General features: G+C 57.3%; 23 protein-coding genes. 15 read left to right on the top strand and 8 right to left on the bottom strand.

Translation table 11 applies throughout. The features are described 5' to 3' along the window. Positions 1 to 289: 289 nt before the first annotated feature. From yjbE to QSK07_RS18610, 4 genes are all read left to right on the top strand, one after another. Positions 290 to 538 carry an exopolysaccharide production protein YjbE gene (gene yjbE, locus QSK07_RS18625; protein ID WP_013359295.1) on the top strand — a complete coding sequence of 83 codons (249 nt, stop codon included), beginning with the start codon at positions 290 to 292 and terminating at the stop codon, positions 536 to 538. A gap of 179 nt (positions 539 to 717) precedes the next feature. Next, the gene (gene greB, locus QSK07_RS18620; protein WP_013359296.1) at positions 718 to 1,191 is read left to right on the top strand and encodes a transcription elongation factor GreB; all 474 of its coding nucleotides are present in this window, start codon (positions 718 to 720) and stop codon (positions 1,189 to 1,191) included. A gap of 103 nt (positions 1,192 to 1,294) precedes the next feature. Continuing rightward, positions 1,295 to 3,622: a Tex family protein gene (locus tag QSK07_RS18615; RefSeq protein ID WP_285722230.1), complete on the top strand. Its 2,328-nt coding sequence runs from the start codon at positions 1,295 to 1,297 to the stop codon at positions 3,620 to 3,622. A 127-nt stretch (positions 3,623 to 3,749) separates the two neighbouring features. Continuing rightward, complete coding sequence (locus QSK07_RS18610) at positions 3,750 to 5,435, top strand: sugar phosphorylase (protein ID WP_285722228.1); 1,686 nt, start codon at positions 3,750 to 3,752, stop codon at positions 5,433 to 5,435. Here the strand turns inward: QSK07_RS18610 and QSK07_RS18605 are convergent, their stop codons facing one another. Both QSK07_RS18605 and bioH read right to left on the bottom strand, forming a co-directional pair. Then, positions 5,436 to 5,705, bottom strand: coding sequence for a YdgH/BhsA/McbA-like domain containing protein (locus QSK07_RS18605; RefSeq protein WP_003853019.1), 270 nt, complete (start codon positions 5,703 to 5,705; stop codon positions 5,436 to 5,438). A 170-nt stretch (positions 5,706 to 5,875) separates the two neighbouring features. Next, positions 5,876 to 6,652, bottom strand: a complete 777-nt coding sequence (gene bioH, locus QSK07_RS18600) for a pimeloyl-ACP methyl ester esterase BioH (protein ID WP_285722224.1) — start codon at positions 6,650 to 6,652, stop codon at positions 5,876 to 5,878. A 34-nt stretch (positions 6,653 to 6,686) separates the two neighbouring features. On the opposite strand from bioH, the gene gntX reads away from it, so the two are divergent. Together gntX and nfuA are read left to right on the top strand one after the other, a co-directional pair. Then, entirely contained in the window at positions 6,687 to 7,367 is a 681-nt protein-coding gene (gene gntX / locus QSK07_RS18595) for a DNA utilization protein GntX (protein WP_098052182.1), read from the top strand. Between the two features lie 58 nt (positions 7,368 to 7,425). Then, positions 7,426 to 8,001, top strand: a complete 576-nt coding sequence (nfuA, locus tag QSK07_RS18590) for a Fe-S biogenesis protein NfuA (RefSeq protein WP_061063562.1) — start codon at positions 7,426 to 7,428, stop codon at positions 7,999 to 8,001. Positions 8,002 to 8,321: 320 nt separating this feature from the next. On the opposite strand, the gene malQ is transcribed toward nfuA, so the two are convergent. From malQ to glpE, 5 genes are all read right to left on the bottom strand, one after another. After that, entirely contained in the window at positions 8,322 to 10,403 is a 2,082-nt protein-coding gene (gene malQ, locus QSK07_RS18585) for a 4-alpha-glucanotransferase (protein WP_285722222.1), read from the bottom strand. A gap of 9 nt (positions 10,404 to 10,412) precedes the next feature. Then, on the bottom strand, positions 10,413 to 12,818 hold the full coding sequence (malP, locus tag QSK07_RS18580; RefSeq protein ID WP_285722219.1) for a maltodextrin phosphorylase: 2,406 nt from the start codon (positions 12,816 to 12,818) through the stop codon (positions 10,413 to 10,415). A 155-nt stretch (positions 12,819 to 12,973) separates the two neighbouring features. Then, the gene (locus QSK07_RS18575; RefSeq protein WP_013359303.1) at positions 12,974 to 13,732 is read right to left on the bottom strand and encodes a DeoR/GlpR family transcriptional regulator; all 759 of its coding nucleotides are present in this window, start codon (positions 13,730 to 13,732) and stop codon (positions 12,974 to 12,976) included. 32 nt (positions 13,733 to 13,764) lie between these two features. Next, positions 13,765 to 14,586, bottom strand: a complete 822-nt coding sequence (glpG, locus tag QSK07_RS18570; RefSeq protein ID WP_285722217.1) for a rhomboid family intramembrane serine protease GlpG — start codon at positions 14,584 to 14,586, stop codon at positions 13,765 to 13,767. 29 nt (positions 14,587 to 14,615) lie between these two features. Beyond that, positions 14,616 to 14,942 carry a thiosulfate sulfurtransferase GlpE gene (glpE, locus tag QSK07_RS18565; protein ID WP_285722215.1) on the bottom strand — a complete coding sequence of 109 codons (327 nt, stop codon included), beginning with the start codon at positions 14,940 to 14,942 and terminating at the stop codon, positions 14,616 to 14,618. 230 nt (positions 14,943 to 15,172) lie between these two features. Between glpE and glpD the strand changes: the two genes are divergently transcribed. The 9 genes from glpD to mdcH all read left to right on the top strand — a co-directional run bounded on the left by glpD (position 15,173) and on the right by mdcH (position 24,094). After that, a complete protein-coding gene (gene glpD, locus QSK07_RS18560; protein ID WP_275222262.1) occupies positions 15,173 to 16,678 on the top strand; it encodes a glycerol-3-phosphate dehydrogenase in 1,506 nt (501 codons plus the stop codon). A gap of 355 nt (positions 16,679 to 17,033) precedes the next feature. Continuing rightward, positions 17,034 to 18,689, top strand: a complete 1,656-nt coding sequence (mdcA, locus tag QSK07_RS18555) for a malonate decarboxylase subunit alpha (RefSeq protein WP_285722213.1) — start codon at positions 17,034 to 17,036, stop codon at positions 18,687 to 18,689. After that, positions 18,690 to 19,550: a triphosphoribosyl-dephospho-CoA synthase gene (locus QSK07_RS18550; protein ID WP_285722211.1), complete on the top strand. Its 861-nt coding sequence runs from the start codon at positions 18,690 to 18,692 to the stop codon at positions 19,548 to 19,550. It begins immediately after the preceding gene. Between the two features lie 8 nt (positions 19,551 to 19,558). Further along, on the top strand, positions 19,559 to 19,858 hold the full coding sequence (gene mdcC, locus QSK07_RS18545; protein WP_285722209.1) for a malonate decarboxylase acyl carrier protein: 300 nt from the start codon (positions 19,559 to 19,561) through the stop codon (positions 19,856 to 19,858). Next, the gene (locus tag QSK07_RS18540) at positions 19,851 to 20,684 is read left to right on the top strand and encodes a biotin-independent malonate decarboxylase subunit beta (protein ID WP_285722207.1); all 834 of its coding nucleotides are present in this window, start codon (positions 19,851 to 19,853) and stop codon (positions 20,682 to 20,684) included. Before mdcC ends, QSK07_RS18540 begins: the two co-directional genes overlap by 8 nt. Beyond that, on the top strand, positions 20,684 to 21,484 hold the full coding sequence (gene mdcE / locus QSK07_RS18535) for a biotin-independent malonate decarboxylase subunit gamma (RefSeq protein ID WP_285722205.1): 801 nt from the start codon (positions 20,684 to 20,686) through the stop codon (positions 21,482 to 21,484). The genes QSK07_RS18540 and mdcE overlap by 1 nt, the downstream gene beginning before the upstream one ends. A gap of 132 nt (positions 21,485 to 21,616) precedes the next feature. Next, the gene (locus QSK07_RS18530; RefSeq protein WP_285722202.1) at positions 21,617 to 22,576 is read left to right on the top strand and encodes an AEC family transporter; all 960 of its coding nucleotides are present in this window, start codon (positions 21,617 to 21,619) and stop codon (positions 22,574 to 22,576) included. Between the two features lies 1 nt (position 22,577). Then, on the top strand, positions 22,578 to 23,195 hold the full coding sequence (locus QSK07_RS18525; protein WP_285722200.1) for a malonate decarboxylase holo-ACP synthase: 618 nt from the start codon (positions 22,578 to 22,580) through the stop codon (positions 23,193 to 23,195). Continuing rightward, positions 23,192 to 24,094 carry a malonate decarboxylase subunit epsilon gene (gene mdcH, locus QSK07_RS18520; RefSeq protein ID WP_275222270.1) on the top strand — a complete coding sequence of 301 codons (903 nt, stop codon included), beginning with the start codon at positions 23,192 to 23,194 and terminating at the stop codon, positions 24,092 to 24,094. The genes QSK07_RS18525 and mdcH overlap by 4 nt, the downstream gene beginning before the upstream one ends. On the opposite strand, the gene QSK07_RS18515 is transcribed toward mdcH, so the two are convergent. Further along, positions 24,075 to 25,010, bottom strand: coding sequence for a LysR family transcriptional regulator (locus QSK07_RS18515; RefSeq protein ID WP_275222271.1), 936 nt, complete (start codon positions 25,008 to 25,010; stop codon positions 24,075 to 24,077). The genes mdcH and QSK07_RS18515 overlap by 20 nt on opposite strands. Positions 25,011 to 25,016: the final 6 nt, after the last annotated feature.

Raw genomic sequence — 25,016 nt, 5'->3', positions numbered from 1 at the left:
TTTTAATCAATTAATCAATTCAGTGAGTTAGCGGATAATTTGACTTAACGATCAGCCATCATTGTAGATAAGCTCCAGATAATCTACCTCAACAGCGAATCGGCAGCATAATATTCCAGTAAACCTGCGTAACGCCCCACGCTCCTCTCGGATTAGTTTCAGCGACACTCTCAGCAAGGCCATTTTAAATTAAAGCCCTTTAAATCAATCAGTAAAGCCAACTTTTCGCCCCTCTCGTTTTGAACCAGACTGCTCTGGCAACATTCGATGTCTCAACGGGGAATACACAATGAAAAAAACAATTTTACTGCTTAGCGCGCTGGCATTAGGCAGCGTCAGCCCAGGTTATGCTGCCACAGCAACCGGTGAAGCCGCCGGCGCAGCAGCGACAACGACTGCAAAAGGTAACTCTGACGCCATCGGTGTGGGTGCAGTCGCAGCCCTGCTGGGCGTTGCGCTGGCCACCATGGGCGGCGGCGGCGGTGACGGTCACAGCACCGGCACCTCGACCACCACGGCGACTCACGCCGGAAAATAAGTTTAAACATCTACTGGCTTCAGATTACTGGTTTGATTTTGAATCACAGCACCAACCCTTTCGCCGCCGGGGAAATCAACGTGGGTTTTTAGCCTTTAAAAACCCTTTCCCCGACTCTTTTTTGCCGCGCCTTCTTTGCCTTACACTGTCGCTCCTGAGATCTCTGTGGCCGGTATAGCATGAAAACCCGACTTATTACCCGCGAAGGCTTCGATAAGCTGAAAGCGGAACTCGACTATTTATGGCGTGAAGAGCGACCGGAAGTGACGAAAAAAGTCACCTGGGCTGCCAGTCTTGGCGATCGCAGTGAAAATGCCGATTATCAGTACAACAAAAAACGGCTGCGTGAAATTGACCGCCGCGTTCGCTATCTGACCAAAAGTCTTGAACAGCTACGTATTGTTGACTATTCCCCCCAGCAGGATGGCAAAGTCTTCTTTGGTGCCTGGGTGGAAATTGAGAACGATGAGGGCGACCTCAAACGCTTTCGCATTGTGGGCTACGATGAGATTTTTGGCCGCAAAGATTACATCTCTATCGACTCGCCGATGGCGCGGGCGCTGCTGAAAAAAGAGGTCGGCGATGCCGCCACCGTTGAGACGCCATTGGGTCCGGCACTGTGGTATGTCAACGCGATTGACTACCCGCAATAAGGATTCAGATTATCGCTGAAAGCCGCCAGCGTCTCTGGCAATTTTGACCATCAATCCGTATAACTGTCGGCTATTTCTCAACCCGGAAAGCAAGACAGTCCTGATGATGAACGTTCTGAGCCAGATAATTGCCAGTGAGCTACAGGCGCGACCAGAGCAGGTTGACGCCGCCGTTCGCCTGTTAGATGAAGGGAATACCGTGCCGTTTATCGCACGCTATCGCAAAGAGGTCACCGGCGGCCTGGATGATACCCAACTCCGCCAGCTGGAAACCCGCCTCAGCTATCTGCGTGAACTTGAAGAGCGACGCCAGTCGATTCTGAAGTCGATTGACGATCAGGGAAAACTGACTGACGACCTCGCCCGCGCCATCAATACCACCCTCAGCAAAACCGAGCTTGAAGACCTCTACCTGCCTTATAAACAGAAACGCCGCACGCGTGGACAGATCGCGATTGAAGCGGGTCTGGAACCGCTGGCGGACACATTGTGGCAGGAGCCGTCGCACATCCCTGAGCAGCTGGCGGAGCAGTATGTCGATGCTGATAAAGGCGTCGCCGACGTCCGTGCCGCGCTGGATGGTGCCCGCTACATTCTGATGGAGCGTTTCGCCGAGGATGCCGCACTGCTGGCCAAAGTGCGTAACTATCTGTGGAAAAATGCTCACCTGGTCTCACGCGTGGTGGAAGGTAAAGAGGAAGCGGGCGCGAAGTTCCGTGACTACTTTGATCATCATGAAGCGCTGAGCACTGTGCCGTCGCACCGTGCGCTGGCAATGCTGCGTGGACGCAACGAAGGCGTGCTGCAACTCTCGCTGAATGCCGATCCGCAGTTTGATGAAGCTCCGCGTGAAAGCCACGGTGAAACCCTGATTGCTGAACACCTGAACCTGCGTCTGAATAACGCCCCTGCCGACAGCTGGCGTAAAGCCGTCGTGAGCTGGACGTGGCGCATCAAGGTGATGCTGCATCTGGAAACTGAACTGATGGGCACGGTGCGTGAACGTGCAGAAGATGAAGCGATCAACGTCTTTGCCCGCAACCTGCACGACCTGCTGATGGCAGCCCCGGCAGGCATGCGTGCCACCATGGGACTGGATCCCGGTCTGCGTACCGGCGTTAAGGTCGCGGTGGTCGATGCCACCGGCAAAGTCGTGGCGACCGATACCGTTTATCCGCACACCGGCCAGACCGCTAAAGCCGCAGCCGCCGTTGCTGCGCTCTGCATTAAGCATCAGGTAGAGCTGGTGGCGATTGGCAACGGCACCGCTTCCCGTGAAACCGAGCGTTTCTTCCTGGATCTGCAACAGCAGTTCCCGCAGGTCACCGCACAGAAAGTGATTGTCAGTGAAGCTGGCGCATCGGTCTACTCGGCTTCTGAACTGGCGGCGCTGGAATTCCCGGATCTCGATGTTTCGCTGCGCGGCGCGGTGTCGATAGCCCGCCGTCTGCAGGATCCGCTGGCCGAGCTGGTGAAAATCGATCCGAAATCAATCGGTGTCGGCCAGTATCAGCATGATGTCAGTCAGAGCCAGCTGGCTAAGAAACTCGACGCTGTAGTCGAGGATTGCGTGAACGCCGTCGGCGTTGACCTGAATACCGCCTCGGTGCCGCTGCTGACCCGCGTCGCGGGCCTGACGCGCATGATGGCGCAAAACATTGTCGGCTGGCGTGATGAGAATGGCCGCTTCCAGAACCGCCAGCAGTTGCTGAAAGTCAGCCGTCTTGGGCCAAAAGCCTTTGAGCAATGTGCGGGCTTTCTGCGTATCAACCACGGTGATAACCCACTGGATGCCTCGACCGTTCACCCGGAAGCCTACCCGGTCGTGGAGCGTATTCTGGCCGCCACCGAGCAGGCACTGAGCGATCTGATGGGCAACGCGGGCAGCCTGCGTAACCTCAGCGCCCGCGATTTCATTGATGAACGTTTTGGTCTGCCGACCGTTACCGACATCATGAAAGAGCTGGAGAAGCCGGGCCGCGATCCCCGTCCTGAGTTCAAAACCGCGCAGTTCGCGGAAGGCGTGGAAACGCTGAACGATCTGACGCCAGGCATGATCCTCGAAGGTGCCGTCACCAACGTCACTAACTTCGGTGCGTTTGTGGATATTGGCGTGCATCAGGATGGCCTGGTCCATATCTCGTCGCTTTCTGACCGCTTTGTGGACGATCCACATCAGGTAGTGAAAGCGGGTGATATCGTCAAAGTGAAAGTGATGGAAGTCGATCTCCAGCGTAAACGTATTGCCCTGACCATGCGTCTTGATGAGCAGCCAGGCGAAGGCAATGCACGTGGCGGCGCGAAGAATGCCGCCCCGCGCGAAGAGAAACGTCCGGCCGCCGGTAAAGGCCGTCCACGTCCGGTCAGTTCCTCAGCGGGTAACAGCGCGATGGGGGATGCGCTGGCCGCGGCATTCGGTAAAAAACGCTAAGCTTTTCAGGGGCCATCATCTGGCCCCCTCTTCACCCCCTTCTCCCCGGTTGAAAATCCCCGCCATCGCGCTACGCTGAAAAGACGCCTGTCATAAAAACAACACCTGCTGTGGCACCCAATTCACAATGGAAACGATCACCGATCTGATTGAGAAGATTTATGCTGGCACATTCCCGGAGGCGACCTTTGCGCGCCTGCAGGCTGACATCGCTACCGCCCGCGAGGCGATTAAGCTGCCCCGTAAGGCACACTGGGATGAACAGGATGTGGTACTGATCACCTACGCCGATCAGTTTCGGGAAGCCGGTAAACCCACGCTCAGCACCTTTTCCCGTTTCTATCAGCAGCATCTGCAATCCACGTTTCCGCTGGTTCACCTGCTGCCCTTTTTCCCCTGGTCGTCCGATGACGGCTTTTCGGTGATTGATTACCATCAGGTCGATCCGCAGTGCGGCGACTGGCAGGATATTGCGCGCCTGCATCAGGAAACCCGGCTGATGTTCGACTTCGTCTGTAACCATATGTCGTCGCAGAGCGCCTGGTTCAGCCACTTTCTGGCGCAGGATCCTGGCTGGGACGATTTCTTTATCAGCATGCCGCCCGCTACCGATCTCAGTGCCGTCACGCGACCGCGCACTTCGCCGCTGCTGACGCCGTTTAAAATGGCCGATGGTGCCACCCGCTTTATCTGGACCACCTTCAGCGCCGACCAGATCGACCTTAACTTTGCCAATCCTGAGGTGTTGCTGCGCATGGTCAACGTGCTGCTCGACTACCTGATCCGTGGCGCTGACTATGTACGTCTCGATGCGGTCGGCTATATGTGGAAAACGCCCGGCACGCGCTGTATTCATCTGGAAAAAACCCATCAGCTGGTGAAGCTGTTTCGCGCCATTGCCGACCATGTCGCGCCTGGCACGGTGATTATCACTGAGACCAACGTGCCGCACCAGGACAACATCCGTTATCTGGGCAATGGGCACGATGAGGCACAGATGGTTTATCAGTTTTCCCTGCCGCCACTGGTCCTGCACGCCATTCATACCGGATCGGCACGCGCGCTGCGGCAGTGGGCCAGTTCGCTGGATCTCAGCAGCAACGACACCACCTTCTTCAACTTCCTGGCGTCACACGATGGTATCGGGCTGAATCCGGCACGTGGCATTTTATCGGAGGTGGAGATTGTGGCGCTGGTGCGCGATCTGGCGCTGGAAGGCGCGCTGGTCTCCTATAAAAACAACCCTGACGGCACCACCAGCCCCTATGAAATCAACGTCACCTATCTGGATGCGTTAAATAGCGAAGCTGACGATGACGCCACGCGGCTGAAACGCTTTTTGCTGGCCCATGCGATTCTGCTGGTCTTTCCTGGCGTGCCAGCTATCTATATCCAGAGCATTGTCGGCGGTCGTAACCATTATGAGGGCGTACGCGCAGCCGGTCACAACCGGGCGATTAACCGGCAGAAGTATGATTTGCAACAGATTGAGGCGGCGCTGGCGGGCGGTGACTGGCTGCGTCAGCAGGTCTACACCCGTCTTGGCCAGCTGATTCAGTTACGACGTCGCCAGCCTGCGTTTCATCCTGATAATCCGATGACGATCTATGACAGCGAAAACGCCCTGCTGGTGCTCAGCCGTCATCAGCCGGAGAGCGGCGACGGACTGCTGTGCGTGTTTAATCTCAGTGGACGTTCAGTGATGACGCAGCTGCCGGTGGCGCATACATTGCAGGATGTGGTAAGCGGAGAGAAAATTGAGGGCACCCAGCCGGTTAAGCTGGATGCCTGGCAGTTCATGTGGCTACGTTAATTACTTGTAGACTTCAGCGGTGGCGCTGAATTTACCGTGTTCGCGACCGGCGATCACCAGGTAGTATTTACCGCCTTTTTCATCAGCGAGCTTAGACAGCACTTTTTTAGCATCCATTGGCGAGGTCGTTTCCGCCGTGGTGTTAACGGTGCCAATCTTCTGCAGGTTCATTGTCTTAACTTCTTCTTTGGTGACTTCTTTCGCTGCCATCGCAGAAAATGAAATCGCGCCCATCATCATTGAAGCCACAACCCATTTAAAAACCTTCATTATGTTTACCCTCATTCATGATCCATTGTGAGATGTAAGCAGCCGCTAAACGCGTAAGGCAGTATGGAACGGCATAGTCATTTCCGTGACTAATCACATAAAATTGCAGCGGTCTTGCTCACAGAGAGAAGTATTGCTGCTGTCAGCGATTTTGCCACTATAAAGCAGCACTATCCTGGTAAGCTACTGATAAAATTAACAATATGCTGACAGACGTTGTCAGGATGGGAAATAAAAGGTGCATGCGCTGCTTTTTCGATAACTACCGAAGGCGAATCTGGCAACATTTCATCTATCTCAGCGGCTATCCGGCGCGGCACCAGTCCATCCAGCGCTCCGTAAAGTCGCAGTAACGGCAGCCTGATCTGCGTTAGCGCGTCGCGCAGATCGACCTGGCGCAGAATCTCCAGCCCGCCATCCAGTACCGCCACCTCTGGCATCGGTTGTGACAGCACCACCTCTTTCAGCTGTCGCGCATCAGCACGCGCTGTGTCGGTGCCCAGCGTCTGCAGCGCCAGAAAGCGCTCCACCGTGCGCTGGAAATCGTTGCTGAGCATCTGCTGAAAGTTCTGCAGCGTCTCCGGTTTAATGCCGGGCCAGCGCTCTGTGGCGGTGAAACAGGGTGACGACGCCACGGTGATCAGTGCAGCCAGCTTTTCTGGCGCTGTCAGCGCAAGCTGCGTTGCCACCAGTCCGCCCAGCGACCAGCCCACGACTATCGCCTGCGGTGGCAGCAAAGGCAGTAACGCTTCTGCCATCTGCGCCAGCGTCAGCGCGCCAAAATTCTGACTGCGGCCATAACCCGGCAGATCGACCAGATGCAGGCGATAGTGCGTGCTGAGCCGCGGAATAATGCTTTGCCAGACTTCGGCATTCAGTCCCCATCCATGCAGCAGCACAAGATCGCGTTTTCCTTCCCCGCAGGTGTACCAGTAGAGCGACGTCATCAGTTACTATCCCGAAATTGATAAGGAGATCGCTATGCTAGCAATGCCCGCCCTGTGTTGGCTATGCCGGATGCCGTTACGGATAGCCCGGCACGGCATCTGCAGTTTATGCCTGCGCGAATTACCGCCGTTGCCATTGCTCTGCCCGCGCTGCGGATTACCGGCAGGCTCAGCAAAGGTCGCCTGTGGCCGCTGCCAGCTTAAACCGCCTGCCTGGCAGGCGCTGGTCTGCGTCAATGACTACCGTCCACCGTTCAGCCAGTGGGTTAATCAGCTGAAGTTTTCTCACATAACCGCACTCAGGGTGATGCTGGCGCGGCTGCTTTTGCTAAGCTGGCTGAATGTTTACCGGCGTGGCATGGTGCCGCGTCCCGATCTACTGCTGCCGGTTCCGCTGCACCGGCGACGACGCTGGCAGCGCGGCTTCAATCAGACGGTACTGCTGGCCGCTCCGCTGGCGCACTGGCTGGGATGTGAATGGCGTGAAGGTGTTTCCCGCAGGCGAAGGGGCGCACTACAGCATCAGCTCAGCGCCCTGCAGCGCCGCACCAATTTACGCGGTGCCTTCCGCCTTGAAATGGCGGTGCAGGGACGCCATATCGCCCTGCTGGATGACGTCATTACGACCGGCAGTACCGTAGATGAAATCAGTCGTCTGTTACTGGCGCAGGGTGCCGCCAGCGTGCAGGTCTGGTGCCTGTGCCGTACCTTGTAGAGCGTCATTGATGGGCGTATTATAACCAACTAAGTTAGTCAACTATTGAGCAATCGACATGATCCGAATTACTGACTCTGCCCAGGAACATTTTTCTAAACTGCTATCCAAACAAGAAGATGGCACCCAGATTCGCGTATTCGTGATTAACCCGGGTACGCCAACAGCAGAATGTGGCGTCTCTTACTGTCCGCCCGATGCAGTTGAAGCTACTGACACCGAACTGAAGTTCGAAAAGCTCTCTGCCTACATTGATGAGCTGAGCAAGCCGTATCTGGAAGAGGCGGAAATCGACTTCGTGACGGATAATCTCGGTTCACAGCTTACGCTGAAAGCGCCGAATGCCAAGATGCGTAAAGTCTCGGATGATGCGCCAATGGTTGAGCGCGTAGAGTATCTGCTGCAGGCGCAGATCAACCCACAGCTGGCCGGCCACGGTGGTCGCGTGTCGCTGATGGAGATCACCGATGAAGGTTACGCCATTCTGCAGTTTGGCGGCGGCTGTAACGGCTGTTCGATGATCGATGTGACCCTGAAAGATGGTATTGAGAAAGAGTTGCTGGCCGCCTTCCCGGAACTGAAAGGCGTGCGGGATATTACCGAGCATCAGCGCGGTGAACACTCGTTCTACTGATGATAAAACGGGGGATAGCAGAGATACTCTGCTCTCTCCGCGGTAAGATTGAGCCTGCTCAGGGAACACCGTCAGATCGTAAAAACGCAAAAGCCGCCATCCCTGACATGCTCGACCCGCACGATTACGCACCTCATCCATGAGGTGCGCCCGTAACCGGGCCAACGCTTTGCGTTGTTCAAAAACGCTCACGGCGTTTTTGTCCATAGCACGGCACGCTTTACTCCTCTGACCGCGTTCCCTTCGTGTTGGGTTGAACCGTTGCTGCCAGATTCCCTTTGAGTCAGTTTTGACATCGATCAGAACGCGGCAGCTCTTTCTTACTTCTCTTTCTTTCCTGACTGACGCTGCTGACTCACTACCTTCAGTAACGCATTCACTTCCTTGTCCGCAAAGATCTGCTCCAGCGTTTTGCTCAGCTTGCGTCGCCAGTTAGGGTACTGATCCACCGTACCCGGCACGTTAACCGGCGTGGTCATGCCAAGCCAGTCCTCAGGCTGCAGGCCCAGCAGCGCACTGTCGGTATCTGCCAGGAAGCGATGGATCGCCCGGTTCAGCGCAGGCGTCATAGCCAGCTTCTCCGCCTTCTTCTGGCTGCGTGCTGGTAAGGCACCCGCCTGATGCAGCGCATCCAGCAGCGCCTGCTTCTGTGCGGCACGCTGCTCGTGTAACGCTTTCACCGCATCGCCCGGATAAAGACCCAGCTTCTCACCCAGTTCCAGATCGCCCTGCTCCCAGAAACCGGTCAGCGTCGGCAGATCATGGGTACTGGCGCTGGCGATAGACTGACGCGGGTAATCTTCAGGCGCGCGATAACGTTCATCTTTCTCCTGCTCAAACCAGAGCACCTTCCATGAAAAGACACCGCTTTTGCGCAGCAGGCTGACGATCTCCTGAGGCACGGTCCCAAGGTCTTCGCCAATCACCATACAGCGCAGTCGGTGGCTCTCCAGCGCCAGAATAGCCAGCAGATCGTTGACCGGATAGGCCACATAAGCACCTTTATCCGCCGTCTCTCCGGCTGGCACCCACCACAAACGCAGCAGCGACATCACATGGTCGATACGCAGCGCGCCACAGTCACGCATATTGGCGCGCAGCATGTCGATAAAGGGCTGATAGGCACGCGCCTGCATCACATGCGGATCCATCGGCGGTAAGCCCCAGTTTTGTCCCAGCGGTCCCAGACGGTCAGGTGGTGCACCCACCGAGGCCTTGAGGCGATAAAGCTCAGGATCGTGCCAGGTTTCCGCGCTGCCTTCCGCCACGCCCACCGCCAGGTCACGGTAGAGACCGACGCTCATGCCCAGCGCCTGACTGTGCGCCCAGCAGCCTGAGAACTGCTGCTGCGCCAGCCATTGCAGCCACTGCCAGAAGGCGATCTCCTCTTCATGCTGTTCACACCACTGCTGCACTTCCGGCGACTGACTGTTGCGCCACGCCTCTGGCCAGGCTGGCCAGCCGCCCTGCTGCGACTTGTCTGCCTGCCGCTCCAGCTGTATGCCGTCGTAGGCAGCCTGATAACGCAGGCTGTCACCGCCGTCACGCACAAAGGCTGCAAAGGAGAGATGCGCTTCGCTCTGGCTGTCACGCGCCTGAAAGTGTGTCCAGGCGTGGCGCAGCGCCGCCAGCTTCAGCGCCATCACGGCTTCGTAGTCGACCCGTTCCGCCTCACGCGCTTTAGTCAGCGCCTTCTGCGTTTTAGCGCTTTTCCACCACTTCTGCGCTGCCGCGCTTTGCTGAAAATCGGCCACCTGACTGACGTCGATATAGATTACGTTCAGCCAGCGGCGCGATGACGGACTATACGGACTGGCAAAACCGGCGCTGGCAGGATAGAGCGCATGCAGGGGATTCAGCCCGACGAAATCGCCGCCGCGCTCAGCCAGCTGTACCAGCATTTGATCGAGATCGCCGAAGTCGCCGATGCCCCAGTTCTGTTCAGAGCGCACGGTATAAAGCTGAACCAGTGCACCCCAGCGTTTTTCTCCGGCCTCCAGCGCCGGAGGCAGATAGCAGCGCCGCGGCGCAACAATAATCTGCGTCTGCCAGCTTTTCTTCCCTTTGCTGAGCGTCAACTGGTGATAACCCTGGGCCAGCGGTCCCGGCAGCGTAAAACGTTCACCGGCGGTTAACTCGCCGCTGTGCTGTTTGCCCTTTTCGGTCTGCAATTGCCAGCTGTAAGTCCCACTGCCCTGAGGCGTCAGCTGTCGCTTACTGCTGCCGCTGAACACCGCGACTGACGGCAGCGGGGATTTACTGGCCTTCTTCGGTTCTGCCATCACCGCCAGCAGTGCGCGTTTGGTCTCATCGCTGACGGCCTCTTTCCTGCCGTTAACGTCGATATAATCCAGTGAAATGCCTGCGGCACGGGCGGCCTGATCGAGTGAATTTTGCTTCATTGCTGCTCCTTAGCGCGGTGCCTGCCAGATACGTTGCTGATAGTCACGAATGGAACGGTCCGAACTGAACATGCCGGTTCGTGCCGTATTGAGGATGGCGGCGCGGGTCCAGCCTTCGGGGTCACGCCATAGCGCTTCCACCCGTTGCTGCGCCTCGATATAGGCCTGGAAATCGGCCAGCACCAGCCAGGGATCGCCGTGTTTCGTCAGGCTCTCCAGCATCAGGTCAAAGGCGTGCTTATCCCCGTCGCTGAATTTGCCCTTCTCCAGCGATTTCAGTAAATCGTCCAGCGGCTTGTTCTGCTTACGCACCTTTTTCGGGTTATAGCCTTTCGCCTTGAGCGCCTTCACCTCATCCACGGTGTGACCGAAGATAAAGATGTTCTCCTCGCCCACCTGTTCGGCAATTTCGACATTGGCACCATCGAGTGTGCCAATCGTCAGCGCACCGTTCAGCGCCAGCTTCATGTTGCCGGTGCCGGAGGCTTCATAACCGGCAGTGGAGATCTGCTCGGAGAGATCGGCCGCCGGGATCATCTGCTCGGCCACGGTAATACGGTAGTCGGGGATAAACACCACTTTGAGTCTGTCGCCAACCCGCGGATCGTTGTTCACCACCTCCGCCACGTTGTTAATGGCGTAGATGATATTTTTGGCGAGGTAGTAACCCGGTGCGGCCTTGGCCCCGAACAGGAATACCCGTGGCGTAAAGGTGACATCTTCCGGGTTACTACAGAGCGTCTGATAGCAGTAGAGGATATGCAGCAGGCTGAGATGCTGGCGCTTGTACTCATGCAGTCGCTTGATCTGCACATCGAACAGCGCAGCCGGATTCACAATGATGCCGGTGTGCCGGGCGATATACTCTGTAAGCTGCGCTTTGTTCTGCTGTTTGATGCTGCGATAGCGCTGACGAAACGCCTGATTGTCGGCATAGGCCTCCAGACCGATCAACGCATCAAGGTTATTGGCCCACTCGGTTTTCAGCGTCTCATCAATCAGCCCGGCCAGCGCCGGATTACATTGCTTCAGCCAGCGACGCGGCGTAATGCCGTTAGTGACGTTATGGAATTTCTGCGGCCAGAGCTGGTGATATTCCGGGAAGAGATCGCTGACCACCAGACGTGAGTGCAGCGCCGCCACGCCGTTGACCGCAAAGCCGCTGACGACGCAAAGATTGGCCATCCGCACCTGCCCATCAGCCACCACCGCCAGCTTATGCCACATCGCTTTGTCATCCGGCCAGCGCTGCTTCACCTGCTTCTTCAGCCGCTGATTAATCTCTTTGATGATCAGCATGTGGCGTGGCAGCAGACTGCGCATCAGCTTCTCATCCCAGCGCTCCAGCGCCTCCGGCATCAGCGTGTGGTTGGTGTAAGCAAACAACCGGCTGGTGATCTGCCATGCTTCATCCCAGCTCAGCTGATGCGCATCCAGCAGCACGCGCAGCATCTCCGGAATGGCAATAGTCGGATGGGTATCATTGAGCTGGATCACTTCGAAGTCCGGCAGGCTGTGAATGCTGCGCCCCGCCAGATGGTGACGCCGCAGAATATCGGCCACCGCACAGGCGCACTGGAAATATTGCTGCATCAGGCGCAGCCGCTTGCCAGCCTGATGGTTGTCATTGGGATAAAGTACTTTGGTGAGCTTTGCCGCTTCGATACCGGGCTGCTCCGCCTGCAGGAAGTGGCCGTCGTTAAAGGCGGTGAGATTAAACGGATGCGCGCTCACTGCCTGCCACAGGCGCAGCGGCAGCGTCGTGCCATTGCGGTAGCCGGTGACCGGCAAATCCCAGGCCTCGCCGCGCAGTGTAAAATCGGGATGCCAGCGTACACCGCCGTTTTCCAGCTTTTCTACCCGGCCGCCCATCGCGACGTCAACATCCAGCGCCGCGTTGTGACGGAACCAGGGATAACGCTCGCGCTGCCAGTCATCGGGCGCTTCAATCTGCTTACCCTCGTCAAAAGACTGGCGGAACAGGCCGTACTGGTAATTCAGTCCGTGGCCGGTGGCGGACTGCCCTACCGTTGCCATTGAATCCATGTAGCAGGCGGCCAGTCGTCCCAGCCCGCCGTTGCCGAGCGCCGGATCGACCTCCTGCTCCAGCAGTTCGGTTAAATCAAGCTGCTGCTCAGCCAGCGCCGCCTTAACCTCGTCATACCAGCCGAGATTCAGCAAATTGTTGCCGGTCAGACGGCCAATCAGAAACTCCATCGACAGATAATTAACGTGGCGCTGCTGCAAAGCCGGACGCGGTGCCGGTTGCGCGGCCAGCAGTTCTGCCAGTGCCGCGCTGACCGCCTGCCATGCCTGGTGCGGGGTCATCTGTTGTGCGGAGAGGAGACTTAACTGCTGCCACTGGCGGGTCAGTGCGGCGTTAAAACGGGCTTTATTAAATTTTTGCTGCGGCATATCACTCCCTTCTGTTACGCAATGAGGTGAAGCAAAAATAGAAAGCGCACGGGCTGGCAACCGGGTGCCAGCAACCGTTAAGTAAAGACGGGAGTGAGGAAAAAAGCGACAGCAATCAAAGAAAAACGCCAGCCGGGCGGCTGGCATGGCAGGAATCAGCAGAGTTCGAGGTGAACCTCATGCTGCTCAATCACTTTCATGACGCTGGCGGGCGGCATTTTGTCGGTGTAGAGATAGTCCAGAAGACTCATGTTGCCCAGATTAACCATGGCGTTACGGCCAAACTTCGAGTGATCCACTACCAGCATCACGCAGCGTGAATTTTCAATGATGGCGCGCTTGGTGCGGACTTCGTGATAGTCGAACTCCAGCAGCGATCCATCCATATCGATGCCGCTGATCCCCAGGATGCCGTAATCGAGCCGGAACTGGGAAATAAAGTCGAGCGTCGCTTCACCCATCACTGCGCCATCGCGGGTCCGTACTTCACCGCCTGCGATGATCACCCGGAAGTCGGGTTTGCCCATCAACAGCATCGCCACGTTAAGATTGTTGGTCACCACACGTAAATCGCTATGGTTGAGCAGCGCGTGCGCTACCGCTTCCGGCGTGGTGCCGATGTCGATAAACAGCGTGGCGCCATCCGGGATCTGGCTGGCAACGCGCTGCGCAATCCGCGCTTTTTCCGCTGACCACATCATTTTACGATCGTGCCAGGCGGTATTTTCAGAGCTGGAAGGAAGCGCCGCGCCGCCGTGGTGGCGCTGAATTTTATTCTGATCGGCCAGATCGTTGAGATCGCGACGAATGGTTTGCGGGCTGACTTCAAAATGATCCACCAGCTCCTCAGTACTGACATATCCCTGACGACGGACTAAATCGATAATCGCGTCATGACGTTGCGTCTGCTTCACGTTCCTCTCCTGTTAACCCGCTTATATCCTGTCTAACGACGCATGACGTTACGCGTATCCACCAGCGCCATCGCCAGCCCGACGACCAGACCGGCGACGTGCGCCGCGTTGGCAATAGCCAGACCAAAGACGCCGAACCAGCCAATCACCAGCCAGACCAGCGCAAAACCGATCAATCCCCTTTCAAGATAGACGCCGCTGTCAGGATCGCGCTCGCCGCGTAGCCAGCAGTAACCCATCAGCGCATACACCACGCCAGACAGACCGCCAAACCAGATGCCGCTGAACTTCGCCTGCAGCCAGCCGCTGAGCAGCGCCGAAATCAGCATAATCACGAACAGTTTGCCGCTGCCAAGGCGCTTTTCAACCGCGCCACCGAGATACCACCACCACATCAGATTAAACAGGATGTGCAGCAGTGAAAAGTGCAGCAGCGCATGGCTGAACCAGCGCCAGACCTGCAGATGCTGGTCGGCATCCGGCCATGAGAGCCAGGCCATCACGGTCTGATCGCCCATCACCTGCATCAGAATAAACACGGCGATACAGAGCACCATCAGGGACAGGGTCAGCGGACCGGCCCGCTCGCGGATGTTCGCCCAGATGTTGCTGCGCTCATAGCGCAGACCGCTGTCGGTCTTGCCGCTGTGCCAGCTGGCAGCCTGATAGCGTGGATGGTTAGGGTCGTGCAAAAACTGCTGAAGTTCGTTTTCGACCACTGAGATCTTGCTCTCGTCATCCAGCATGATGACGTAGTGATTTTCATGCTCGATGCGCAGCGTGATGCCCTGCGTCGCCATGTAGTCCACAAACGCCTGCGCCATGCGTGGCTGATTAAACTGGGTAATGCGCATCAGTAACTCTCCATGTGACGGGCGGCAATTTATTCACTGCCGCGGGCAACCTGCTGAGGAAAGGCGGCACGCCAGGCATCAAAGCCGCCATCAATGCTGTAGGCCGCGCTGAAACCCTGACCCAGCAGATATTGTGCCGCGCTTTTGCTGCTGTTGCCGTGATAGCACATCACCAGCACCGGCAGGCTGTGATCTGCGCCACTGACAACGTCGTTGAGGTTGGTGTTAGTCAGATGCAGCGCACCTGCCGCATGGCCCAGGGCATAGCTTTGCGGATCGCGGATATCCACCAGCAGCGCACCCTCAGCCAGATGCGCCTGCGCCTGCTGCACGTTAATACATTCGAACATTTCCATGGAATCTCTCATAACAGCGTCGTCGTAATGGTGCGTAGTGTAACCCGAGAATCCACGCCGATAACCTGACAATCGTTACGGCTATCTGTTTTTTTAGTGGGCAGAATGTTAGCTATATCACGCAAAAATGTTTTTACCCGGTTAAAGACTGGCGTAAATGTTGGTTTGCGATTATTATTATGCTCGAAAACGAACATTAGAGAACTATTCCGAACATCGGAGGAGATGACGTGGAAACCAAAGACCTGATCGTGATCGGCGGCGGCATCAACGGTGCCGGCATTGCAGCAGACGCTGCAGGACGCGGACTGTCGGTGTTAATGCTGGAGGCGCGGGATCTGGCTTGCGCGACCTCTTCTGCCAGTTCAAAACTGATTCACGGCGGCCTGCGCTACCTTGAACATTACGAATTCCGTCTGGTCAGCGAAGCACTGGCCGAACGTGAAGTCCTGCTAAAAATGGCCCCACATCTGGCGTTCCCGATGCGCTTCCGTCTGCCGCACCGTCCGCACCTGCGTCCGGCGTGGATGATCCGCACCGGTCTGTTTATGTATGACCATCTCGGCAAGCGTACCAGCCTTCCAGGCAGTAAAAGTCTGCGGTTTGGCGCAGATTCGGCCCTGAAGCCGGAGATTACGCGCGGATTCGAATATTCTGACTGCTGGGTCGATGATGCCCGCATGGTAGTATTGAATGCGCAGGAAGTGGTGAAGCGTGGCGGTGAAGTCCGTACCCGTACCCGTGTAACCCGTGCCTGGCGTGAAGGTGGCCTGTGGAAGGTTGAAGCGGAAGATGTCGATACCGGCAAAACCTTTACCTGGCAGGCGAAAGGCCTGGTCAACGCCGCTGGCCCATGGGTTAAGCAGCTGTTTGATGACAGCCTGAAACTGAAATCGCCGTACGGTATCCGCCTGATCAAAGGCAGCCACATCGTGGTACCGCGCGTTCATACCGAGAAGCAGGCGTATATCCTGCAGAACGAAGATAACCGTATCGTGTTTGTCATCCCGTGGATGGATGAGTTCTCCATCATCGGCACCACCGATGTGGAGTACAAAGGCGATCCGAAAAACGTCCATATCGACGACAACGAAACCGAATACCTGCTGAAAGTGTTCAACGGACACTTTAAAAAGCAGCTGACCGCTGACGATATCGTCTGGTCTTACTCTGGTGTGCGTCCGCTGTGTGATGATGAATCCGATTCACCGCAGGCGATCACCCGTGATTACACGCTGGACGTGCGCGACGATAATGGTCAGGCACCCCTGCTTTCCGTATTCGGCGGCAAGCTGACCACTTATCGTAAGCTGGCGGAACATGCGCTGGAAAAACTGGTGAAGTACTACCCGAATGCCGGTCCGGCCTGGACCAAAAACTGCGTGTTACCGGGCGGCAATATCTCTGGCACCCGTGAAGATTATGCAGCCAGTCTGCGTCGTCGTTATCCGTTCATCAGCGAAAATATGGCGCGTCACTTCTCGCGCACTTATGGCAGCAGCACGGAAACCCTGCTGGCTGGCGCGAAAAGCCTGGATGACCTGGGTGAGAACTTTGGACACGAGTTTTACGAAGCTGAACTGCGCTACCTGGTTCAGCATGAGTGGGTGCGTGAACTGGATGATGCTATCTGGCGTCGTACCAAACAGGGCATGTGGCTGACCAAAGAGCAGCAGGCTCGTGTTGCCGAGTGGCTGGCAGCGAAAGCGAAACCCGTCCTTTCACTGGCCTCCTGAGCAGACAGTTAAAATACAGAAAGCAGGCTTCGGCCTGCTTTTTTTATGGCATGTTCACGGGATAAACGTTCAGATCCATCAGAATCCTCACGCTGCAGGATTAACGCTGGCTGAATATTAAGCATGGCTGAATCTTTATATTGATAATTAACGACGACCCGCAATGCTCATTACTGTAACTTTTACTTCATCTTTCTCAGTCTGCACTTAACCCCTCGCTTATCTCTCCCCCCTTTCTCTATCGTTACCTTAAATCTAACGTTCAGCTTTTTTGCTTAATTGAACGATGCATTAAGAAAGCTCAGACTTCCCTCAGCATCAATGAAGCAACAGCGATTCTAATCAGGAGGTTGAAATGAACACAGGCCAAACGCCTGCACGGGAGTGGAACACACGCCGCAGTGAAAAAGCGCGCCGTATAGCTTCCTTTCCCCTTGATGGCAAAGTCATTCCTTCAGAAAGAGCAACAGAAGCCCTGGAAACACTCATTGCACCAGGCGACCGCGTGGTGCTTGAAGGCAATAACCAGAAACAGGCTGACTTCTTATCCCGCACGCTGGCAGCGGTGAATCCGGCAAAGATTCACGACCTGCATATGATAATGCCCAGCGTCGGCCGCAGTGAGCATCTTGATATTTTTGAAAAAGGGATTGCCCGCAAACTCGACTTCTCTTTTTCCGGTCCGCAAAGTCTGCGCATGTCTCAGCTGTTACAGGATGGTCAGCTGGAAATCGGTGCTATCCACACCTATATCGAACTCTATTCCCGTCTCTATGTTGATCTCAGCCCGAATGTGGCGTTGATTGCCGGCTACAAAGCCGACCGAAAAGGCAACCTCTATACCGGCCCGAGTACCGAAGATACCCCGGCTCTGGTGGAAGCCGCCGCGTTTCGTAACGGTATCGTGATAGCCCAGGTCAATGAACTGGTCGATGACGAAACCGACCTGCCTCGCGTCGATATCCCCGGCTCCTGGATCGACTACGTCGTCGTCGCTGACAAGCCGTTCTTTATCGAGCCGCTGTTTACCCGCGATCCGCGCCTGATTAAACAGGAGCATATCCTGATGGCGATGATGGCGATTAAAGGCATCTACGCCGAACACCAGGTGCAGTCGCTAAACCACGGTATCGGTTTTAATACCGCCGCGATTGAACTGCTGCTGCCAACCTACGGGGAGCAGCTCGGCCTGAAAGGCAAAATCTGTAAGCACTGGACGCTGAACCCGCATCCGACGCTTATCCCGGCGATTGAGAGCGGCTGGGTCGAGAGTGTGCACTGCTTCGGCGGCGAGCTGGGAATGGAAGAATATATCCGTGCCCGTCCCGACATCTTCTTTACCGGCAGCGACGGCTCAATGCGCTCTAACCGCGCCTTCTGTCAGCTGGCCGGCCAGTACGCGGTCGATATGTTTATCGGTGCCACCCTGCAGGTTGATGGGCTGGCAAACTCCTCTACCGTGACGCGTGGTCGTCTTTCCGGTTTCGGCGGCGCACCTAACATGGGTCACGATCCCCATGGCCGTCGTCACGCCACGCCCGCCTGGCTGAACATGATCACCGAGCCAGACCCGATGCAGCGCGGTAAAAAACTGGTTGTGCAGATGGTCGAAACCTTCCAGGCAGGCGCGAAACCGACCTTCGTTGAAACCCTGGATGCGGTTGAGGTCGCCAAAACCACCGGTATGCCGCTGGCACCGGTCATGATTTACGGCGATGACGTGACCCATGTGCTGACTGAGGAAGGCATCGCCTATCTCTATCGCGCAGAAAGTCTTGAAGAGCGTCGCGCTATGGTCGCTGCCGTTGCGGGCATTACCGACATTGGTCTGGGTGTGGATGCGGCACGCGTCGCAGCCCTGCGTAAAAGCGGCAAAGTGGTCTACCCGGAAGATATGGGTATCCGCCGCTCTGACGCCACGCGTTCACTGCTGGCAGCGGGCAGCGTCGCTGACCTGGTTGAATGGTCAGATGGCCTGTACAACCCACCTGCTAAATTCCGGAGCTGGTAAATGAAACGCCTGTCACAGACTCAAGCCGAGGCGCAGTCCAGCCAGCTGGCGACGATGGCGCGCGATTGTCTGATCGATGAAGCACGCCTGAGCCCTAAGCCGGGTCTGGTCGACAGTCGGGGAAACGGCGCGCATCAGGATTTGACGCTGGCGCTGATGGAGCGTTCCGCTCACAGCCTGATGCCCGCCTTCCTGGCGCTGGCCCGTCACAGCTGGCTGCGCCCCGCTGATATCGCCCTGCGCGAAACGGTAGGCCGCCTGGGCCGCGACGGTGAGCAGCAGATGATGGCGGCAACCGGCGGCATTAACACCCATCGTGGCGCGATCTGGGCGCTGGGATTGCTGGTGAGTGCCGCGGCCATGCACGGCGGTACTGCCCATGCCGACCAGCTGACCCGCACCGCCGCCACACTGGCCAGCCTGCCCGACCGGGCTGCGCCAAAGCTGTTCAGCAAAGGGTTAAAAGCGACGCACCGCTATCAGGTGCCCGGCGCACGCGAAGAGGCGCAACAGGCGTTTCCTCACGTAATGAAGCTGGCGCTGCCGCAGCTGCTGGCCAGCCGGGCGGTGGGTGCCAGTGAGAACGAAGCCCGCCTGGATGCGCTGATGGCGATCATGACCTCGCTCAGCGATACCTGTGTGCTGTCACGTGCGGGTATGACCGGGCTGGACGCCATGCAGCAGGGCGCACGCGCCGTACTGCTGGCGGGAGGCTGCCGCACAGCCGCAGGTCAGTTGGCGCTGTCGCAGCTCGACCGGCGCATGCTGGCGCTCAATGCGTCGCCTGGCGGGGCCGCTGATTTGCTGGCCGCGACGCTGTTCATTGATCGGATCTGCTCGCCTGAACATTCTTATTTTTAGAGGCCATTATGGAACACATCACATTATCTTTACCTGCTAACCGCCTGCTCAATGGCAGAGCGCTGGCCGGGGTCGTTGGTTCCGGTGATATGGAAGTGCTGTACACCGCAACTGAAGGCCAGACACTAAACATCGACATCACCACCTCACTGGATAACAGCGACGCTCGCTGGAAGGCGCTGTTTGACCGCCTGAACTTAATAAACGGCCTGCCCGCCGGAAAGCTGATTATTCACGATTTCGGCGCGACACCCGGCGTAGCGCGTATCCGTATTGAACAGGTTTTTGAAGAGGTGAACCATGCGTAATGATGCCAGTTTTATTGAATTGCGGGCCCGTGAACGCGCCCATGCGCTGCTGGATGCAGGCAGCTATCGCGAACTGCTTGATCCCTTTGAAGGCATGATGTCGCCATGGCTGGCCCCGCAAGGCGTGGTGCCTCAGTCAGACGACGGCATGGTCGTGGCACGCGGCACCCTGAACGGTCAACCTGCCGTGGTGGTTGCCATCGAAGGCACCTTCCAGGGCGGCAGCATGGGCGAAGTCTCCGGGGCGAAAATGGCGGCAGCGCTGGAGCTGGCGGCGGAAGACAATCGCAACGGCATTCCGACTCAGGCGGTGCTCTGCCTGGAAACCGGTGGCGTGCGCTTACAGGAAGCGAATCTTGGCCTGGCGGCGATTGCGGATATTCACGCAGCGATTGTCGATCTGCGTCGCTACACCCCGGTTATCGGCATCGTCAGCGGCACCGTTGGTTGCTTCGGCGGGATGTCTATCGCCGCCGCGCTGTGCAGCTACCTGATTGTCACGCGCGAAGCCCGTCTGGGGCTGAACGGTCCGCAGGTAATTGAGCAGGAAGCAGGTATTGAAGAGTATGACTCACGCGATCGCCCGTTTATCTGGAGCATGACCGGCGGCGAAATCCGCTACGCCAGTGGCCTGGTCGATGCGCTGGTGAATGATGGCATCAACGCGGTAAAAACCGCCATGAATGACTTCATTGCCAAAGGCGTTCCGGTCCGGAACCGCAGCGATAACTATGCCGATTTCCTGTCACGTCTGTCGCAGTTTGACACCCGCCAGCAGGCGAACACCGCGCAGATTAAACAGCTTTTCGCCCGGGAGGAGAAATAATGACTCAGACAAGCAGCCGCGGTGCAACCTGGCTGGAAAAACTCGCACCCAATGCACAGCGTCTTAGCGGCCTGTGTGCCTCTGTTCAGGTGGCTGACGGCCAGCTCAATGGCGAAAACGTCCGCTTTATCGCCGTCGTGCCCGATCCACAAAACCACTATCCGCGCGCCGCGCAGGGTGAAGTTGGTCTGCTGGAAGGCTGGACGCTGGCAAAAGTGGTGAATGAAACGCGGGAAGCAGACACAAACAGTGCTGTGAAACGCCCGATTGTGGCGGTGATTGATGTGCCGAGTCAGGCCTATGGCCGCCGCGAAGAGGCATTCGGTATTCATCAGGCGCTGGCGGGTGCGGCGGGGGCGTATGCCAACGCACGCCTTGAGGGTCATCCGGTCATTGGCCTGATTGTCGGCAAAGCGATGTCCGGTGCGTTCCTGGCCCACGGCTATCAGGCTAACCGACTGATTGCGCTTAACGATCGGGGTGTGCTGGTGCACGCCATGGGCAAAGCATCGGCGGCGCGTATTACGCTGCGTTCCGTGGAAGCGCTGGAAAAACTGGCTGCGACCATTCCACCGATGGCTTACGACGTCAATAACTTCGCCACGCTGGGCCTGCTCTCCGATCTGCTAAACGTGGGCAATCCTGATGCGCCATCTGACGCCGATGTGGCGATGGTTGAAATTGCGCTGCACAAGGCGATCAGCGACGCACGCCAGGATCCCAGCCTGAAAATCCGCCTCGGTGCCTCCAATCGTCACAGCTCCTCCCAGGTTCGCGAACGTATGCGCGCGGCCTGGTAATTAATTAAAAAAATTAACCTGCCGAAACCGGTCTGACGGGGCGCATCGCTCATTGCGCCCCGGAGCAGTGGCCGTGTTCAGAATTATAAACATCGCTGTTTTTAAAGAATTCTTCTTAAATACAGGTGATTTATGATTTATATCATTGTTCATGCCCTTGCTCCGATCTTTGTCATTATGCTGCTGGGTTTCTGGGCCGGTAAGGCCGGAATGGTCAACAACAAAGATGTCTCTCTGCTCAATATCTTCGTGATGGATTTTGCACTGCCCGCCGCGCTGTTCAGCGCCACGGTTCAGACACCGTGGCCAGGTATTGTGGCGCAGTGGCCGCTGATTGTGGTGATCACCGGTGCAATGTGGATTACCTATGGCACCGTCTATTTCGTTGCGACCAAAATGTTCAAAAAGTCACCGCAGGATGCGGCCGTTCTGACGCTGACCGTGGCGCTGCCTAACTACGCCGCACTGGGACTGCCCATTCTGGCCAGCGTGCTGGGTGAAAATGCGGCCACCTCCCTTTCCGTGGCGGTGTCGATTGCCTGTGGTTCAGTGCTGCTCACCCCGCTGTGCCTGCTGATCCTGGAACGTGAAAAGGCGTTTGCCGCAGGTACCGAACACGGTTCAACGCTGAAAATGCTGCCGATCCTGATGTGGCGTTCGGTAAAAAAACCTATCGTGATGGGACCGTTGACTGGAGTGGTGCTGTCAGCGCTGGGTATTAAAATGCCGGATCTGGTGCTGGCCGCGATCAAACCGCTGGGCCTGGCGGCCACCGCGGCTGCGCTGTTCCTGACGGGTGTCATCCTCTCTGCGCGTCAGCTGAAACTCAACGCCGTCGTCGGCGTCGGTACTGTGGCTAAGCTGCTGATTCAGCCCTTTATCGCCTGGGGTCTGGTACTGGCGCTGGGACTTAACGGTTCAGTCGCCATCACCGCTATCCTGATGATTGCGCTGTCGGCCGGTTTCTTCGGCGTGGTGTTCGGCAACCGCTTTGGCGTGCAGTCACCCGATGCTGAAGCCGTGCTGCTGTTAAGCTCAATTCTGTGTATTTTATCGTTACCGCTGTTCATCACGCTGACATCAGGAATGTAATATGAGTGCGCCGCGCCCCCACGATCTGCTCTGGCTGTGTCACAGTGACGCGTTAGCCGCAGTTAAAGAGAGCTGGGTCAGCCAGTTCTGGCATCCCGATCTGCCAGTGGTGGTACGGCGCGACCACCGTGAATCCGGTCTGATTCCGGTGGGTGTGCGCGGTGAGCGACGTGAGCAGCGTGCTGCCGGCTGGATTAGTCCAGCCGATATTGTCCGGATGGTGACGCCAGAGAGGCTGGCAGAACGGACATGGCTGCTGGATTCACCCTTTACCGCTTATACGCCGGTTCGCGCGGCGATTTCGCTCAGCGAGACTTTCTGGCCCTGGCTCTGGGGCATTACCGGCAGCACCGGTTATGCGCTGGCGACGCAGCGGCCCACGCTGCACGCTGCCAGCGATCTTGATTTAGTGATCCGCGCTCCGCAGCCGCTGCCACCCTATGCGCTGCAACAGTGGCTGACGCAGACCGACTCGCTGGACTGCCGGGTGGATACTCAGGTGGAAACGCCGTATGGCGCATTTGCGCTGAACGAGTGGCTGCGTGAGGGTCGCGTGCTGTTAAAAACCGATACCGGACCGATACTGACCGCTTCACCCTGGAGCAGGGAGAATCCATGAAAATACTCTTTACCTTTCCCGGCCAGGGCACCCAGCGTGCCGGGATGCTGCAGCATCTGCCCGACGGCGACGCGGTGTTAAACAGTGTGCGAGCGATACTGGGCGACGAGACTGACCGGCTCGATAGCACTGATGCGCTGCGCCACACCCGCACCGTCCAGCTCAGCCTGCTGATTGCGGGAGTCGCCTGGGCACGCGAGCTGATCCGCCGTGGGGTGAAACCGGACATTGTCAGTGGCCTGTCGATTGGTGCATTTCCCGCTGCGGTGATCGCCGGTGCGCTCGATTTCAGCGACGCCCTGCGGCTGGTTGCGTTGCGCGGTGATCTGATGGAACAGGCGTATCCGCAGGGATATGGCCTGACCGCCATCACCGGCCTGACACTGAATCGTCTGGAGAAGCTGCTGGCTGGCAGCAATACCTACATCGCCAACCTGAATGCGGAAACGCAGATTGTGATTGCCGGTTGTGACGAGGATATGGCTGTCGTGGCGCAGAAAGCGCTGGATGCCGGTGCCAGCAAAGCCGTTAAACTCGCGGTGAGCGTGCCGTCGCACTGCGCGCTGCTGGACAAGCCCGCCGCCGAACTGGCGCGCGCGTTTGAGTCCGTCAGCCTGTCGCGGCCCGATTGCGCTTATCTCAGCGGCTCAACCGGACGGGTGATTTGGGAACCGGAGAAGATTGCTGACGATCTCGCCTTTAATATGGCGCGCACGGTGCAGTGGAATGATGCGATGGTTTCCGCTAATCAGCGCGATGCCCGACTGGCGATTGAGATGCCGCCTGGCAATGTGCTGACCGGCCTGACGCTGCAGGCGGGCTGGCAGGGCGAAGCGATCTGCATGGAGCGCAACAGCGTCGAGGTGGCGCTGCATCTGGCTAAACGGCTGAGTCAGTAAGGCTGCGGGCATACATCCGCCCTTCTGCCGCCAGGGCCAGCAGGTCATTATCGCGTTCGCGACGATGTGAGTAGACAATCGAGATCTGCTGACGCATCTGATAAGGCCCAGCGAGCGGCAGCAACTGAATGTTGTTTTCATACACCTTCTTCATCCGTCCCGGGATCAGTGCCAGGCCAATGCCCGCCTGCACCAGGCTTATCATTGAGAAGATATCATTTACCTGCGTGACCATGCGCGGTTCAAATCCGGCTATCTGAAACGCCTCCTGCGAACCGGTATAGGTGGCAAATCCCTCAGCCAGTGAGACAAAATCACGGTCGGCAAAATCACGCAGATCCACCGGGCCGGTTCCCTCCCGCGTCTCCCCGGCTGGCGCAGCCAGAAAAATACGGTCTTCAAACAGCGGAATCACATCAAAATGCGCATCGCTGAGTTCGCCATCGTCGGTGGCGATCAGAATGGCATCCAGCACGTCATCTTCCAGCATGTTCAGCAGCATCTGATTGGAGCCCATGGTCAGATCAAGCTCCAGCGTGGGCCGACGCAGTTTCATGCCCATGATCAGCCGGGGAATGGTTTCAAGCGTCAGCGAGTAGAGCGTGCCAAGCCGCAGACGACCTACGCCGATGCCCGCCACCTTACGCGCCTCTTCAATCCCTTTGCCCATCAGGGTCGTCACGTCACGACAGTAGTCCAGCAACGTCCAGGCGGCAGGCAACGGCACCAGGTTACGGCCTTTGTGGATAAACAGCGGGCAGTCGATGCCCTCTTCCAGCGTGTGCAGCGCGCGATGCACGCTGACGCTGCTTAGCGCCAGCGCTTCCGCCGTGCGGGCGATATTCCCTTTGCTCATAAACATCATAAAGACACTGAGCTTGCGGAAGGTAATTTCCTGATTGATGTTGTCACTCATGGGCCG

The organism is Pantoea sp. QMID4 (genome assembly GCF_030270445.1).
In the GTDB taxonomy this organism is placed as follows: Bacteria; Pseudomonadota; Gammaproteobacteria; order Enterobacterales; family Enterobacteriaceae; genus Pantoea; species Pantoea vagans.
The sequence above is the reverse complement of the archived record's forward strand: the minus strand, read 5'-3'. Positions and strand labels throughout refer to the sequence as shown.

Excerpts from the sequence above, each read along its gene's own strand:
- yjbE (WP_013359295.1), top strand. The coding sequence starts at position 290 with ATGAAAAAAACAATTTTACTGCTTAGCGCGCTGGCATTAGGCAGCGTC.
- greB (WP_013359296.1), top strand. The coding sequence starts at position 718 with ATGAAAACCCGACTTATTACCCGCGAAGGCTTCGATAAGCTGAAAGCG.
- QSK07_RS18615 (WP_285722230.1), top strand. The coding sequence starts at position 1,295 with ATGATGAACGTTCTGAGCCAGATAATTGCCAGTGAGCTACAGGCGCGA.
- QSK07_RS18610 (WP_285722228.1), top strand. The coding sequence starts at position 3,750 with ATGGAAACGATCACCGATCTGATTGAGAAGATTTATGCTGGCACATTC.
- QSK07_RS18605 (WP_003853019.1), bottom strand. The coding sequence starts at position 5,705 with ATGAAGGTTTTTAAATGGGTTGTGGCTTCAATGATGATGGGCGCGATT.
- bioH (WP_285722224.1), bottom strand. The coding sequence starts at position 6,652 with ATGACGTCGCTCTACTGGTACACCTGCGGGGAAGGAAAACGCGATCTT.
- gntX (WP_098052182.1), top strand. The coding sequence starts at position 6,687 with ATGCTAGCAATGCCCGCCCTGTGTTGGCTATGCCGGATGCCGTTACGG.
- nfuA (WP_061063562.1), top strand. The coding sequence starts at position 7,426 with ATGATCCGAATTACTGACTCTGCCCAGGAACATTTTTCTAAACTGCTA.
- malQ (WP_285722222.1), bottom strand. The coding sequence starts at position 10,403 with ATGAAGCAAAATTCACTCGATCAGGCCGCCCGTGCCGCAGGCATTTCA.
- malP (WP_285722219.1), bottom strand. The coding sequence starts at position 12,818 with ATGCCGCAGCAAAAATTTAATAAAGCCCGTTTTAACGCCGCACTGACC.
- glpG (WP_285722217.1), bottom strand. The coding sequence starts at position 14,586 with ATGCGCATTACCCAGTTTAATCAGCCACGCATGGCGCAGGCGTTTGTG.
- glpE (WP_285722215.1), bottom strand. The coding sequence starts at position 14,942 with ATGGAAATGTTCGAATGTATTAACGTGCAGCAGGCGCAGGCGCATCTG.
- mdcA (WP_285722213.1), top strand. The coding sequence starts at position 17,034 with ATGAACACAGGCCAAACGCCTGCACGGGAGTGGAACACACGCCGCAGT.
- QSK07_RS18550 (WP_285722211.1), top strand. The coding sequence starts at position 18,690 with ATGAAACGCCTGTCACAGACTCAAGCCGAGGCGCAGTCCAGCCAGCTG.
- mdcC (WP_285722209.1), top strand. The coding sequence starts at position 19,559 with ATGGAACACATCACATTATCTTTACCTGCTAACCGCCTGCTCAATGGC.
- QSK07_RS18540 (WP_285722207.1), top strand. The coding sequence starts at position 19,851 with ATGCGTAATGATGCCAGTTTTATTGAATTGCGGGCCCGTGAACGCGCC.
- mdcE (WP_285722205.1), top strand. The coding sequence starts at position 20,684 with ATGACTCAGACAAGCAGCCGCGGTGCAACCTGGCTGGAAAAACTCGCA.
- QSK07_RS18530 (WP_285722202.1), top strand. The coding sequence starts at position 21,617 with ATGATTTATATCATTGTTCATGCCCTTGCTCCGATCTTTGTCATTATG.
- QSK07_RS18525 (WP_285722200.1), top strand. The coding sequence starts at position 22,578 with ATGAGTGCGCCGCGCCCCCACGATCTGCTCTGGCTGTGTCACAGTGAC.
- mdcH (WP_275222270.1), top strand. The coding sequence starts at position 23,192 with ATGAAAATACTCTTTACCTTTCCCGGCCAGGGCACCCAGCGTGCCGGG.
- QSK07_RS18515 (WP_275222271.1), bottom strand. The coding sequence starts at position 25,010 with ATGAGTGACAACATCAATCAGGAAATTACCTTCCGCAAGCTCAGTGTC.